Source organism: Streptomyces morookaense, assembly GCF_013030945.1.
GTDB lineage: Bacteria > Actinomycetota > Actinomycetes > Streptomycetales > Streptomycetaceae > Streptomyces > Streptomyces morookaensis.
The window spans coordinates 19772-33011 of sequence record NZ_JABBXF010000014.1 but is presented as its reverse complement, the minus strand read 5'-3'; the positions used below and the strand labels follow the sequence as shown (position 1 = coordinate 33011).

Below are 13240 nucleotides of genomic sequence, written 5' to 3'. Positions count from 1 at the left end.
CGCGCCCCTTACGGGGCGCGGCACGCCAACAAGGCCGCGTCGTCCGCCGGTTCGTCGCCCGACCACGCGAGCAGATCCGCCACCAGGCGGTCCAGCAGCGCCTCCGGAGACGACTCCGGCATCCCGGCCACCCGCTCCTCCAGCGGATAGAAGCGGCCGGCCGCATCCCTCGCCTCCGTCGCCCCGTCCGTGTACAGCAGCAGCGTGTCGCCGCGGGCGAGGACGAACTCCTGGCGGTGGTACGTGCTCCCGGTCAGGTCGCACAGGCCCAGCGGGGGATCGGCGAGCGGCAGCGCCGGCTCGATCGGCGTCACCGTGCCCGCGCGCAGCACCAGCGGGGGCAGATGCCCGCAGTCGACCAGCTCCGCGAGGTTCCCCGAATCCGCCACCCCCACCAGGGCCGCGGTCACGAACTCCTCGCCCGCGCCGCGCCGCCGGACGGTGGCGTCCAGCCGCTGCGCCACCACCGCGAGGTCCGGCTCGACCTGTGCCGCCTCGCGGAACGTGCCCAGCACGTCGGACGCCGTCTCGACGGCCGCGAGCCCCTTGCCCCGCACATCGCCGATGATCAGCCGGGTGCCGAACGGGGTCGCCAGCACCTCGTACAGGTCCCCGCCCACCCGGGCGTCCGCCGCGGCCGCCAGATAGCGCACCGCCACCCACAGCCGGCCCGTCCGCTCCGGGACCGGGCGCAGCAGCGCGAGCTGCGCGGCCTCGGCCACCGACCGCGACTGCAGCAGTTCGCGCTCCCGCGTCGAGACGAGCACGACGTTGGCGGTGCTGATGCAGGTGATGGCCAGCACCGTGACGCCGGAGGTCAGGTGGACGGCGAACGGCACGCCCGGGTCGGCCTTGGCGAGCCAGATGACGAGCAGCAGGGCCACGGCCCCGGCCGCCAGGGGTACCCGGGCGCGCCGGGTGCCGATCCCGGCGAGCACGGGGGCGGTGGCGAGCGCGGGGGAGATGGTCGACCGGGGGTTGCTGGCGATGTCCGTGACCACGCCGGTGACCAGCAGGGCGTAGGCCGCCCCGACGAGCGTGCGGGCCGGGAGGGGGAGCGGCGGCGCCTCGGCCGCTCCGGTGCGGCGTGGGTGCGGTTTCATGGCTGCTGCCCACCCTAGGGTCCGTGCGTTCCCGCGCAAGCGCGGACATTACTCCATAAAGGTGTATAGGTGCCGCTTCGGCTGCGCCCGGACCGGCGGCTGACCCACGATGGCCGACGTGAGCGGCAGGGTGATGACGCGCGACGCACACGACGTCCTGCTCGTCGTCTACGACGGCGTGCAAATGCTGGACGTCGCAGGGCCTTTGGACGTCTTCGACCGGGCCGCGCGCGCGGCCGGCGCCGGCTACCGGGTGCGCCTGGCCTCGGTCGGCGGACGGGCCGTCCGCACCTCGGCCGGTCTCGATCTGGCCGTCTCCGCCGACCTGATGAAGGTGCGCAAGCCCCCGGAGACGCTGATGGTGGCCGGGGGCTGGGGGTACGCCGACGCGGTCGCGGACAGCGACCTGCTGCGGCACGTGCAGCGGCTCTCGGCGGGGGCGCGGCGCATCGGTTCGGTGTGCACGGGCGCCTTCGTGCTGGCCGCGGCGGGGCTGCTCGACGGGCGCCGTGCCACCACGCACTGGGCCTTCTGCGCCGAACTGGCCTCCGCCTACCCGGCGGTGGCCGTGGAACCCGACGCCTTCTTCGTCCGGGACGGGGCGCTGGCCACCTCCGCGGGCGTCACCGCGGGCATCGATCTCGCCCTCGCCCTCGTCGAGGACGACCACGGTGCCGAACTGGCCTGTGCGGTCGCCAAGTTCCTGGTGGTCTTCATGCAGCGCCCCGGCGGGCAGTCCCAGTTCGGCAGCCGGACCCGCGGCGAGCTGCTGCGGGCCGGTGCCCTGCGGGACCTCGTCCTGGGCATCGACGCCGACCCGTCGGGCGATCTGTCCGTCCCCGCGATGGCCGCCCGGCTGGGCATGAGCCGCCGCCACTTCAGCCGCCTGTTCAGCCAGGCCGTCGGCACCAGCCCCGGGGCGTACGTGGAGCGGGCCCGGGTGGCGGTGGCGCGGACCATGCTGGAGCGGACGGTGGACGGAGTCGACGTGATCGCCGAACGGTGCGGCTTCGGCACGGTCGAGACGATACGGCGGGCGTTCTCCCGGGAGACGGGGGTGTCGCCCGCCGCCTACCGCGACCGTTTCCGGCGGGGGTGACTGCCGTGCCGTGGGCGGCCGTTCAGACGCCCGTCGTGGAACCGGGCCGGACGATCATCAGGACGGTGACGGCGGCCCACAGCAGATTGAACAGCCCGGCGTACAGGGCGAGTCGGGCCGGCGGCGCGGAGAGCGGCCCGGCGCCGCCGCCCTCCAGCCGGGCCACCACGGCACCCTGCCCCGGCAGCACCAGCGCCCCCAGGACGACGGCCGCCACCGCCGTCAGCGCCATGGAGACGATCAGCCAGGTGTCTCCCAGCACATGCATGTTCTTCGCGGTGGCGAACCCGAAGACCGGTACGGCGACGCCGACGACGGCATAGACCCGGCAGATCCGGTGCAGCATGCGGACGGTGGCCAGGTTCCGTCCGTCCTCCGGTGTGGCCACGGCGTGCCGGACGGCCGCGGGGAACATACTGGCCGCCACGGTCACCGGGCCGACGGCGATGACCGCGGCCAGGACGTGGGCGGAGAGAAGAAACGCGTTCACGATGGCAACCGCCCTCAGAGCGCTGCGGGCACGAGCCCGGTGGCGCGCCAGACGATTCCCCGCCGCTCGTGGGAGAGCAACTGCTCGACGGCGTGGGCCACCCGCGGCCCGAACTCGCGCTCCAGCAGATGCAGTCCGACGTCCAGGCCGGAGGTGACCCCGGCGCCGGTCACGAGGTCGCCGTCGTCGACGACCCGGGCGTCCACCGCCACGGCTCCGCAGGCCGCGAGGTGCTCCATCCCCTGGTGGTGGGTCACGGCATGGCGCCCCTTCAGCAGCCCGGCCATCGCAAGCAGCAGGGAGCCCCCGCACACGGTGGCCACGGTCGAACCGGGCCTGTCGAGGGCGGACTTGAGCAGCGCGGGCAGCGGCGTGCGCAGGGCGCGGGCGAGGACGTCGGGGATGGACGGAACGCCGTCGTCCGGTGCTGCCGGTTCCTGCCCCGTGCCCTCGCCGGCAGGCATCCGGCCCGCCGCCCCCGGCACCACGACCAGGTCCGCGCGGTCGGGGTCGAACGCGCCGACGGCCCGCAGGGACACGGCCCCGAAGGCGCTCGGCACCTCGCGGGCGCCTTCCGCGGAGACCAGTTCCACGCGCAGTGCGCCCCCGGTCGCCGGGCCCCCGGCCTCCAGCACCTCGTAGGGCGCGACGACGTCCAGGGGGTCGAAGCCGTCGAAGAGTACGACCTGGGCGAGCATCCGGCATCAGTCCTTTCACGCCACGGCGGCCCCGGGCGGGGCGCGCCGGGCCCGACGCTAACCGGGGGCCGCGGAGGGCGGACAGTGGCAGGAATGCCAGGCTTCAACGGATTCCCGCCACAGCTTGAGATGCGGGGAGTTCGCAGGTGAGGGCGGTACGCACCGCCCCTGCGCCGTCCTCAGGCGCCCGGCGGACGCGTACCGTACGGCCATGCACACCGTTGCCGTTCTCGCACTGGACGGGGTCATCGGCTTCGACCTGTCCACCCCCGTCGAGGTGTTCGGCCGGGCCCGGCTGCCCGACGGCCGGGCCGCCTACCGGGTGCGCGTCTGCGCGCCGCACGAGGAGGTCGACGCCGGGGCGTTCGCGCTGCGCGCGCCCTGGGGGCTCGACGGACTGGCCGACGCGGACACGATCGTCGTGCCGGGCACCGTCGACGTCACCGCACCCGTCCCGGCCGAGGTGCTGGACGCACTGTGCCGGGCGGCCGGGCGCGGCACCCGGATCGCCTCGATCTGCGCGGGCGCCTTCACCCTCGCCGCCGCCGGACTGCTCGACGGTCTCCGGGCCACGACTCACTGGATCGCGGCACCGTTCCTCGCGGCCCGGTACCCGCGCATCGACGTCGACCCGGATGTGCTCTACGTCGACAACGGCGCGATCCTGACCTCGGCCGGTGCGGCCGCCGGGCTCGACCTCTGCTTGCACATGGTGCGGCGCGACCACGGCTCGGCGGTGGCCGCCGACACCGCGCGGCTCAGCGTGATGCCGCTCGAACGCGACGGCGGGCAGGCGCAGTTCATCGTCCACGCGCCGCCCGCCCCCGACGGGACCACCCTGGAGCCGCTGCTGCGCTGGATGCGGGACAACGCCGGCCGCGACCTGACGCTGGCCGGCATCGCCGCGCACGCCGGCACCAGCGCCCGCACCCTCAACCGCCGCTTCCGCGAACAGACGGGCACGACGCCGCTGCAGTGGCTGCACCGGGTCCGCATCCAGCAGGCGCAGTACCTGCTGGAGACCACCGCGCACTCCGTGGAGCGCATCGCCGCCCAGACGGGGTTCGGGTCGCCGACGGCCTTCCGGGACCGGTTCAAACGCCTGGTCGGCACGAGCCCGCAGGCGTACCGGCGTGCGTTCCGCAGGCCGGCCGCCCCTTGAGCGCGTCCGTGATGGCGCCGGCCGTGTCCCGCAACAGCTTCTCGTAGCGGGCGGACCCGTCGCAGGAGGGATCCAGCCGGCGGCGGGGGCCGGTCAGGCCCAGGGCCACGGTGTACGCGGCCGTGCACGGCACGGCGATCGCCAGCGAGGCCTCGTCGGACCGGCCGGTGTCGGCCGCGAAGACGCAGCGCCGGTCGTACGGGGCGGCGACGGCCCTGGCCAGGGCGCTGGTGGCGGGGCAGATGCTGCCGGTGAGCAGCTGCTGCGGAGTGTTGTCGGGGCGGAAGACGTGGTGCACGATCTGCACCCCGACCGGGTGGGGCACGGCAAGGAAGACGCTCATGCCGCTGCGGGCGGCGAGCGCGTCGGCCCAGTTCATGGCGGACGCGCGCAGGTCGTTGCAGTCGGGCGGGGCCGGTGCCGGCTCCGCCGGGGCCAGGGGCCCGGCGGGCAGACAGGCGTCGCCGTCGGGGTCGTCGCGCACCAGTCCTTCGGACCGGAGGTCGCGGAGCAGGGCGCGGACGGAGTCGGCGGGCAGTCCGAGGTATGCCATCAGCCGGTGTTCGGTGACACCGCGCTCGGGGTTCCGGGCCAGCAGCCGGATGGCTGCGGCGGTGTGGGACATGGGGAACACCTCCTCCGTGTCCACGGTACGAACGGGAGGGGCTTGCCGTGTCGGCCGATCGGCCGATAAGCGCCGCACCATGCGCCCCGTAAGGGGCGCGGGGAACTGCGCGCTCAGCCACGGACGGCCTGCGGCCGACGCACCACCCCAGGGGTCCGGGGCGGAGCCCCAGGGACGTCGGCCGCGGGCGCGCCGTGGCTGATCGCGCAGTTCCCCGCGCCCCTTACGGGGGCGCCTGTCGGGCGCCGCAACCTATCCCGCGAGCCGCGCCATCTCGTCCAGGCCCTCCGTGCAGGCGGCAGCCACTTGGTCCAGGGACAGCCCCAGCACCGTGGCCACGGCTGCCACCGTGAAGAACGCCGGTGTCGGTGCCCGGCCTGTCTCGATCTTGCGCAGCGTCTCGGCGGACAGGCCCGCCGCCGCCGCGACCTCCACCATGCTGCGCGCCCCGCGCGCCTCCCGCAGCAGTGCGCCCAGCTGCTCGCCGCGCTGCCGCTCCCACGGGGTCAGAGGAGTTCTCACCATGACCGTGATATTAATACCGCTGGCGCCAACCGGTATAAGAATTGGATTCGATCGGAGCAGTACCCATGGTGGAGATCAAGTCGGAAGCGGCCCTGGCGGCGATGCGGGAGGCGGGCCGCGTGGTGGCGAACGCGCTGGCCGCCGTGCAGGAGGCGGCTGCCGTGGGGGTCGCCCTGCGGGAGTTGGACGAGGCGGCCCGGGCCGTGCTGAGCAAGGCCGGGGCGAGCTCGCCCTTCCTCGGATACCGGCCCTCCTTCGCCCCCACCCCGTTCCCCGCCGTCATCTGCGCGTCGGTCAACGACGCCGTCGTACACGGCATCCCCGACGACTACCGGCTGCGCGACGGCGACCTGGTCAGCATCGACTGCGGCGCGGAGCTCGACGGATGGACCGGCGACGCCGCCGTCAGCTTCGTCGTCGGCACCGCGGCCCCGGCCGACCTGGAGCTGATCGGCACCGCCCGGCGGGCGCTGGAGGCGGGCATAGCCGCGGCGGTCGTCGGCGGCCGCATCGGCGACATCTCGCACGCCGTCGGCACGGTCGCCCGCGCCGCCCGCTGCGGGATGCCCGCGGACATGGGCGGCCACGGCATCGGCCGCCGGATGCACGAGGAGCCGGACGTCCCCAACTCGGGCCGCCGCGGCCGCGGTTACCCGCTGCGCCCCGGCCTGGTCCTGGCCATCGAGCCGATGCTGATGGCGGGCGGCCGGAACGCGTACGTCGTCGACCCCGACGGCTGGACGCTCCGCAGCGCCGACGGTTCGCGCGCCGCGCACGTCGAGCACACGGTGGCCATCACCGAGGAGGGGCCCCGCATCCTCACCCTGCCGTAAGACTTCCGTCATGGGATTCCCGGAGCACGGGCCGCCCCGCCCGCCGTTTCACCAGTGACACCGGGGACGGAAGCTGCAGGAGGCTGTAATGGGGCGCATACGACGGGTACTGGCCGGGCGAGTCGGCATCGGGCTGCTGGTGTGCGGGCTCGTGGCGGCGGCCGTGGGGGCGGTCTGGTTCCAGCCGTGGAAGCTGTGGGTGAACGAGACCGTGCGCGAGGCCGCCCCCGTCGCCCGCGAGCAGGGGGCCCGCACGCTGGCGACCGGCGAGTTCATCGGTCACGAGCACGCGACCAGCGGCACCGTGCGGATCCTGGAACTGCCCGACGGCAGCCGCACGTTGCGGCTGGAGAACCTCGACACCAGCAACGGCCCGGACCTGCGGGTGCTGATCACCGACGCTCCGGTGCGGCAGGGCCGGGCCGGCTGGTTCGTGTTCGACGACGGCGCCCACACCGAGCTCGGCAGGCTCAAGGGCAACAAAGGGGACCAGAACTACCCGCTGCCCGCCGGGCTGGACCTGGATGCGTACAGGAGCGTCAGCATCTGGTGCGACCGCTTCGACGTATCCTTCGGCGCCGCCGCCCTCACGCGTGCGCTATGAGGCGGTGACGTTCGTCTGTGCGGCGACCGGGGCGTCGCCGGAGACCGTGCAGTTGACCGTCACGCCGAAGACGTGCACCGCGGCATCGCCCGGCGCGAAGGTCGTCGTGCCCGCGGCGGTGAGCTGGACCGAGGCGGTGCCGCCGGTCAGCGTGGCCGTCGAACCGCTCGGTATGGCATCGGGGTTGGTGAAGCCCGTGGCGGTCACGCTGCCGGAGCCGGCGCCGCCGAGGTTGACGGTCATCTCGCCCGTCACGCTGCCTGCGGCAACGTCGATGGGCACCGTCAGCTGCGTGACGACGCTGATGGAGAGGTCGGCGTTGCCGCCCTGCGGGACGCTCGCCGGGGCCGTCATGGTGACCTGCAGGGACTGGACGCCGCTGGGCGCGCCCGGGCCGGTACAGGTGTAGCCGACGGAGACGGGGTCGGCGGCTGTGGCCTGCGGCGCGCCGAGGCCGAGGCCCGCGCCCGCAAGCACCGTCACCAGGGCCGCGCCGACCGCCGTCCGCCTGCGGTGTGTTCTCGGAGTCGTGTTCATCGCCGTGCTCCCTTCCGTCCGCGGCGGGGTCGCCGCCGGAACGAAGAGCCGGGGGGTCTGATGTGAACACGTCATGAGTGGCATGGGGCGGCCGAGAAGTCAACACACAAGCGCCCGCGGCCTGTTGTCAGGGCGCCAGGCCGTGCTCCCGGCACGCCCGGTTCCACCGCTCGGAGATCTCCGCCGTCAGCAGCCGGGTGCGCCGGGCTTCCGCCGCGTACAGCCGGTAGTACACGGGGAACATGCGTGACACCCGCATCGACAGCAGCAGATCCGCCGGAACGATCCGGCGCAGCACGCAGAACGGTGCGGGCACGGCGCAGGGCGCCTCGGCCGAGTGCAGCAGCGAGGATGTGCAACCCCGCGCGTACACCGCCGGCCGCACCACCTCGTGCGCCGCGGCGATGAGCGGCAGCACCGGCCCCGCCGGCCCCGGGAACGCCACGACCAGCCCGGGCTGTTCGTCCCGCTCCCGGCGCATGGCCCCGTCGAACCAGGCGAGATATCCGGCCAGCGCCCGCGCCACGGCCCGCAGCGCCGTGCGGCCGGTCACCCGCAGCTCCGCGTAGTGCACCGCACCGGCCAGCAGCGCCTGGGACGCGAACGGGCAGACCAGGCCCATGCAGTCGCGCAGGTACGGGTGGAAGGCCGCACCCAGTTCCGTGCCGTCGGCGATGCCGCCCAGTACGACCGGGTCCGGCCGGTGCAGCTCCCCGGCAGGGGGTGGCGCGGGCGGCAGGGACATGGTCCGACGGTAGGGGCACGCGCCGCCGCTGACCAGCCGTGCTGCAGCGGGAACAGGTGTCCGCAATGGCCTACAGTGCGGGCATGAGTACAGCAGACGAGGGGACGGTGCGGGCGGACGTCTGGATCTGGTCCGTGCGTCTCGTCAAGACGCGCTCCCTGGCCGCCACGGCCTGCCGCGCGGGCCATGTCCGGATCAACGGCGAACGCGCCAAGCCGGCCCAGCCGGTGCGCGTGGGCGACGAGGTGCGGCTGCGGCACGAGGGGCGCGAGCGCGTCGCCGTCATTGCGAAGATCGTTCGGAAGCGGGTCGGCGCCCCCGTCGCCGCCGAGTGCTACGTGGACAACAGCCCGCCCCCGCCCCCGCGCGAGTTCGCCGCGGCACCGGGGCAGCGGGACCGGGGCACGGGCCGCCCGACGAAGCGCGACCGCCGCGAGCTGGAGCAGCTGCGCGGCGAGCGCTGACGAGGTGGTGGAGCGAGGCCCGGCGCGCCCCGTCAGGGGCGCGGGGAACTGCGCGACCGGCCACGACGCGCCCGCAGGCGAAGTGCTCGGGGCTTCGCCCCGGACCCCTGGGGTAGTGCGTCGGCTGCAGGCCGATGGGGGCTGGTCGCGCAGTTCCCCGCGCCCCTTACGGGGCGCTGATCAGGCCGCGCGCCCGCCCAAGCGGCCGCGAGGGCGAGCAGCGACACCAGCAGCAACGCGACGACGGCCCACCGTGGGCCGTCGTTGCCCGGGGCCTCGCTGCCACCCAGATGCAGCGCAAGGGTGACCAGCGCAATGCCCAGGGCCGTCCCCAGCCCCCTCGCCATGTTGACCAGCCCGCCACCGGTTCCGGACGAGCGGGCCGGTATCGCCGCCATGACGATCGCGTTGTTCGCGGGGGTGAACGTCCCCAGCCCCACCCCCAGCACGACCAGCAGCGGGGCCAGCACCGCGGCCGTGGGCGGCAGGGCCGTCATCGTGGCCAGCGTCCCCGCGCAGATCACCCCGCCCACCAGGCACCGCCCCCGGTCCGCCGTCGTGGCCGGCAGGACGCGGTCCGCGCAGGTGGCGCCGAGCGCGAAGCCGGCCGGCAGGGCCGTGAGCACCAGCCCCGCGGTGAGCTCGGAGGCACCGCGGGCGGTCAGCACGACGGGAACGAGCACCAGCGGGCCGAAGAGCACCAGATAGCTGCACAGCGCCCCGGCCAGCCCCGTCGCGATCTCCCGTCGCCGCAGCAGCGCGGGGTCCACCAGGGGCCTTGCGGCCCGCAGTTGGCGAACCGCGAAGCCCCGGCCGGTCACCGCGGCCGCCGCGAACAGTGCGGCCACGGCCCAGGCGGGGAACGGCAGGCCCGAGGCGGCCGAGACGCCCAGCAGCAGACACGTGGTCGTGACGGCCAGCAGCGCCAGGCCGGGCCAGTCGAATCCGGCCGCCGGGGTGCGGCTGCGCGTGCGCGGCAGCAGATAGTGGCCCGCGACCAGCGAGACGATCCCGACCGGCACGTTCACGGCGAAGACCCACCGCCATCCGAACGCGCTCACCAGCGCACCGCCCACCGTCGGACCGAGCGCCAGGCCGAGCGCCTGTGCCGCGGCCTGCACGCCCAGTGCGCTGCGCAGCTTCTCGCGCGGTGCGCTGGTGGTCACCAGGGCCACGCTGTTGGCCTGCATCATGGCCGCCCCCGCGGCCTGCGCCACCCGGAAGCCGACGAGCGCCGTGAGCGAACCGGCCAGCCCGCAGGCGCCCGAGGCCACGGTGAACACGGCGAAGCCGTACAGGTAGAACAGCTTGCGGCCGTGCGCGTCCGCGAGTCTGCCGACCGGCACCAGCAGCGCCACCAGCGTCAGCAGATAGGCGAGCGAGACCCACTCCACGGCGGCCAGCGAGATGCGGAACTCGCTCCGCAGGGCGCCGTACGTCAGCGTCACGATGCTCGCGTCCAGCTGCCCCATGAACGCGCCGAAGCACACCGTGGCCACGGCCAGCCGCCAGGCCCCGGGACGCTTGCGTATCCGTGCGGGCCGGGCCCGCTCCTCGACCAGCAGGGAGGGGAGCAGCGACTGCGGGGTCCTGTGGCGTATGCCCATGCCGTCTCCTCGGAACAGTGTCTCTCCGGACAGACGGTATTGCGCCCCGTAGCGCTGCGTTCAAGTCAAAGAACGTTTGCGGGGCGCGTACGGGCCCGCCGTAACGAGGGGTTCCGGTTGGATCTGGCGGATGCAGATCAACCGCATCACCACAGCCGCCCTCCTCACCGCCGCCCTGGGCCTCGGCCCGGTCACCGGCGCCGCGGCGGCCCCCGTCGAGAAGCCGGCCAAGTCCGTGTCCCTGCGCCCGGCGGAGGGCGGTGGCGGCTGGCAGGGCGACGGCCTGTCCCTGAACGCGGAGGACAACCGGAAGGTCGACGACTTCCTCGACCACGCACAGCGCGCCGAGCGCAGCATCAGCCCCATGGTCCGGGCCGCGGCCCGCATCAGCGACGCCACCGTGGTCGGCTTCGACCACCGCCTGAAGTCGCCCGACTCCCTCAAGCGCAAGGTCGCCACCTCCCTGAAGGAGACCCCCGGCGAGACCGCCGACCAGGCCCTCGCCCGCATCAACGACTCGGTCCGCTACACCCTGCAGTGGCCGGACGGCCGGTACGTGCACGGTGTCGCCCTCGCGTCGAGCGTGCTGGCGGCCTGGGGCAACGACAGCGTCAAGTGGTCCAACACCTGGGGACGCAAGCAGGGATACAAGGCCGTGAACTCGGCCTGGCGCGACCCCCTCGAAGGCCACGTCTTCGAGGTCCAGTTCCACACCCCGCAGAGCAAGTGGGCCCAGGAGGCGACCCACAAGCTCTACGAGGAGCAGCGTCTGCCGAGCACGACGCCCGAGCGCGCGAAGGAACTTCAGGCCCAACAGGACGCGATCTTCGCGGCCGTGCCGGTGCCCGCGGGGGCGGCGGAGCTGACGGCTCCGGAGCGGCTCGCGCGGACGCTGCCCGCGGCGGGCTGAGCCCGCACCTGCGCGTCGTACCGCTCCCACACCAGCTGCGCGACGGCCTCGTGCGCCCCAAGGGGCGCCGATGTCGCACAGCCCCCGGCGTCCTCCGCGCGGCGGGCGAACCAGCCCGGGGCGAGGAGGTAGCGGGCCACGGCGACATCGGCGTGGCCCGCCTTCCGGAGGGAGGCCACCGCAGCGGCAGGGGAGGGGGCGGCGGTGGCTCCTCCGTGCAGGAAGGCCGCCATGACCGGGCGGCCCAGGCGGGCCGAGAGCAGCCGGGCGGTGGCCCGTGCGGCCGCGTTCGCCGCGGGGTCCGTCGAGCCCGCCGCGGCGAGGACGACGGCGGAGGCGTCCCCGCACGACGCCCCCGCCTCCGCCAGGCGGTCCTCCAGGGCGACCGCCAGCAGGGGGTGCGGGCCCAGCGGCGGGCCCACCCGGACCCGGGCCCGCGGGGCCGCCGCGACGGCCCGCGGGATGTCCGTGCGGACGTGGTAGCCCGCGCCGAGCAGCAGCGGCACCAGCACCACGTCGCCGCCGAGGTCCGTGAGGGCCTCCCGCACGGTGTCCACGGACGCCATGCGGACCGGCACCTCCGGGCGCAACCGGGCGACCTGCCGCAGCAGTTCGGCGGTCGTGGCCGTTCCCTGCGGGTCCCGGGTGCCGTGCACCACGGCCAGCAGCGGCATCATGGCGCGACCGCCAGCCGGTAGCCGCGCTTCGTCACGGTACGGACCAGGTCGCCGTGCGGCCCGAGTGCCGTGCGCAGCCGCGCCACCGCCGCCTCGACCGCGTGCTCGTCCGGCAAGGGGCGCGCCTGCGGGCCCGTCCACACGCGGCGCAGCAGGTCCGCGCGGCTGAGCACGGCGCCGGGCCGTTCGGCCAGGGCGCGCAGCACCGCGGCGGGCAGCGGGGGCAGTTGCAGGGCCGTACCGCCCGCGAGCACCGCGCTGCCCTGCAGCACCAAGTTCCCGTCAGGGGTGGCCAGTTCGCGCCGGAAGCGCCCGGTCAGCTCGCGCACGAGCGTCCGCACCAGTGCACCGAGCCGGCCCCGCTCCGGCCACACGCACGGCACGCCCGCCGCCAGCAGCGGGCGGGCGCAGATGGAGCCGATGCACACCGGCAGCACGTCGCCGCGCAACGCGTCCAGGACGTCGGCGCGTTCGGACGCGGCCAGGAAGGCCTCGATGGCGGGGGCGCTGGTGAAGGGCAGGGCGTGGATCTCCCGGCGGGCGGTCTGTTCGGCGAGGCGGCGCAGGGCCTCGGGATCCTCGGGCGGGCCCCACCGGTACACGGGCGCCGCGACGACCGAGGCGCCCCGGGCGCGCAGTGCGGCGGAGAACTCCTCCAGCGGGGCGCCGTGTTCCTGCACGACGACGCGCTTCCCCTGCAGGTCGTGCTGCAGCAGCCAGGTCAGGACGTCGTCCAGCGCCTCCGAGTCGGGGGCGTGGCTCTCGCGCAGGCCGCACGCCCGCAGCGCACCCGCCGCCTTCGGGCCCCGGCTGATGACCACGGCCTTCCGGCAGGCCGAGGCCAGGGCCGTGCCCAGTCCCCAGTCCTCGGCGGCGCTCATCCAGCCGCGCCAGCCCACGCCCGTCGTGGCGACGACGAAGTCCGGGCCGCCGCCCGCCAGGCAGGCCTCGGTGGCCCGGTACAGCAGCCGGTCGTCGGCGAGCGGCACGATGCGCAGGGCGGGTGCGGTGACGACGGAGGCGCCGCGGCGTTGCAGGAGTGCCGTGAGTTCGTCGCGGCGGCGGTCCGCCGTGACGCCCACGGTGAAGCCCGTCAGAGGTTCCGGGGTCGTGCCGGCGGTCATGGGGCGAGGGTCGCGTAACGGCGTTAACCCGTCGTTG

At 74.8% G+C, this 13240-nt stretch carries 16 protein-coding genes; 6 read left to right on the top strand and 10 right to left on the bottom strand.

The window, feature by feature from the left end; genetic code table 11:
* Nucleotides 1–8: 8 nt before the first annotated feature.
* A complete protein-coding gene (locus HG542_RS08030; protein WP_171079402.1) occupies nt 9–1103 on the bottom strand; it encodes a PP2C family protein-serine/threonine phosphatase in 1095 nt (364 codons plus the stop codon).
* Between the two features lie 133 nt (nt 1104–1236).
* On the opposite strand from HG542_RS08030, the gene HG542_RS08025 reads away from it, so the two are divergent.
* Complete coding sequence (locus tag HG542_RS08025) at nt 1237–2202, top strand: GlxA family transcriptional regulator (RefSeq protein ID WP_171079480.1); 966 nt, start codon at nt 1237–1239, stop codon at nt 2200–2202.
* Nucleotides 2203–2224: 22 nt separating this feature from the next.
* On the opposite strand, the gene HG542_RS08020 is transcribed toward HG542_RS08025, so the two are convergent.
* Together HG542_RS08020 and HG542_RS08015 are read right to left on the bottom strand one after the other, a co-directional pair.
* A complete protein-coding gene (locus tag HG542_RS08020; RefSeq protein ID WP_171079401.1) occupies nt 2225–2692 on the bottom strand; it encodes a hypothetical protein in 468 nt (155 codons plus the stop codon).
* A 14-nt stretch (nt 2693–2706) separates the two neighbouring features.
* Nucleotides 2707–3390 carry a DJ-1/PfpI family protein gene (locus HG542_RS08015; protein ID WP_171079400.1) on the bottom strand — a complete coding sequence of 228 codons (684 nt, stop codon included), beginning with the start codon at nt 3388–3390 and terminating at the stop codon, nt 2707–2709.
* Between the two features lie 211 nt (nt 3391–3601).
* Between HG542_RS08015 and HG542_RS08010 the strand changes: the two genes are divergently transcribed.
* On the top strand, nt 3602–4552 hold the full coding sequence (locus HG542_RS08010; protein WP_171079399.1) for a GlxA family transcriptional regulator: 951 nt from the start codon (nt 3602–3604) through the stop codon (nt 4550–4552).
* On the opposite strand, the gene HG542_RS08005 is transcribed toward HG542_RS08010, so the two are convergent.
* Together HG542_RS08005 and HG542_RS08000 are read right to left on the bottom strand one after the other, a co-directional pair.
* A complete protein-coding gene (locus HG542_RS08005) occupies nt 4485–5177 on the bottom strand; it encodes an IclR family transcriptional regulator (RefSeq protein WP_229922456.1) in 693 nt (230 codons plus the stop codon). The genes HG542_RS08010 and HG542_RS08005 overlap by 68 nt on opposite strands.
* A 252-nt stretch (nt 5178–5429) precedes the next feature.
* Nucleotides 5430–5702 carry a helix-turn-helix domain-containing protein gene (locus tag HG542_RS08000; RefSeq protein WP_171079398.1) on the bottom strand — a complete coding sequence of 91 codons (273 nt, stop codon included), beginning with the start codon at nt 5700–5702 and terminating at the stop codon, nt 5430–5432.
* A gap of 65 nt (nt 5703–5767) precedes the next feature.
* Between HG542_RS08000 and map the strand changes: the two genes are divergently transcribed.
* The gene (gene map, locus HG542_RS07995) at nt 5768–6535 is read left to right on the top strand and encodes a type I methionyl aminopeptidase (RefSeq protein ID WP_171079397.1); all 768 of its coding nucleotides are present in this window, start codon (nt 5768–5770) and stop codon (nt 6533–6535) included.
* 88 nt (nt 6536–6623) lie between these two features.
* The gene (locus HG542_RS07990) at nt 6624–7139 is read left to right on the top strand and encodes a DM13 domain-containing protein (RefSeq protein WP_171079396.1); all 516 of its coding nucleotides are present in this window, start codon (nt 6624–6626) and stop codon (nt 7137–7139) included.
* On the opposite strand, the gene HG542_RS07985 is transcribed toward HG542_RS07990, so the two are convergent.
* Both HG542_RS07985 and HG542_RS07980 read right to left on the bottom strand, forming a co-directional pair.
* Nucleotides 7134–7676: a hypothetical protein gene (locus tag HG542_RS07985; RefSeq protein ID WP_171079395.1), complete on the bottom strand. Its 543-nt coding sequence runs from the start codon at nt 7674–7676 to the stop codon at nt 7134–7136. The genes HG542_RS07990 and HG542_RS07985 overlap by 6 nt on opposite strands.
* Nucleotides 7677–7803: 127 nt before the next feature.
* Nucleotides 7804–8421 (bottom strand): DUF6875 domain-containing protein, encoded by a 618-nt coding sequence (locus HG542_RS07980; protein WP_171079394.1) that lies wholly within the window; start codon nt 8419–8421, stop codon nt 7804–7806.
* An 83-nt stretch (nt 8422–8504) separates the two neighbouring features.
* On the opposite strand from HG542_RS07980, the gene HG542_RS07975 reads away from it, so the two are divergent.
* The gene (locus HG542_RS07975; protein ID WP_171079393.1) at nt 8505–8885 is read left to right on the top strand and encodes an RNA-binding S4 domain-containing protein; all 381 of its coding nucleotides are present in this window, start codon (nt 8505–8507) and stop codon (nt 8883–8885) included.
* Between the two features lie 32 nt (nt 8886–8917).
* On the opposite strand, the gene HG542_RS07970 is transcribed toward HG542_RS07975, so the two are convergent.
* On the bottom strand, nt 8918–10492 hold the full coding sequence (locus tag HG542_RS07970) for an MFS transporter (RefSeq protein WP_171079392.1): 1575 nt from the start codon (nt 10490–10492) through the stop codon (nt 8918–8920).
* A gap of 130 nt (nt 10493–10622) precedes the next feature.
* Between HG542_RS07970 and HG542_RS07965 the strand changes: the two genes are divergently transcribed.
* On the top strand, nt 10623–11402 hold the full coding sequence (locus HG542_RS07965; RefSeq protein WP_171079391.1) for an ATP nucleotide 3'-pyrophosphokinase: 780 nt from the start codon (nt 10623–10625) through the stop codon (nt 11400–11402).
* Here the strand turns inward: HG542_RS07965 and HG542_RS07960 are convergent.
* Together HG542_RS07960 and HG542_RS07955 are read right to left on the bottom strand one after the other, a co-directional pair.
* The gene (locus HG542_RS07960; protein ID WP_171079390.1) at nt 11297–12079 is read right to left on the bottom strand and encodes a sirohydrochlorin chelatase; all 783 of its coding nucleotides are present in this window, start codon (nt 12077–12079) and stop codon (nt 11297–11299) included. The two genes, HG542_RS07965 and HG542_RS07960, sit on opposite strands and share 106 nt — an antisense overlap.
* Complete coding sequence (locus HG542_RS07955; protein ID WP_171079389.1) at nt 12076–13203, bottom strand: uroporphyrinogen-III synthase; 1128 nt, start codon at nt 13201–13203, stop codon at nt 12076–12078. Before HG542_RS07955 ends, HG542_RS07960 begins: the two co-directional genes overlap by 4 nt.
* Nucleotides 13204–13240: the final 37 nt, after the last annotated feature.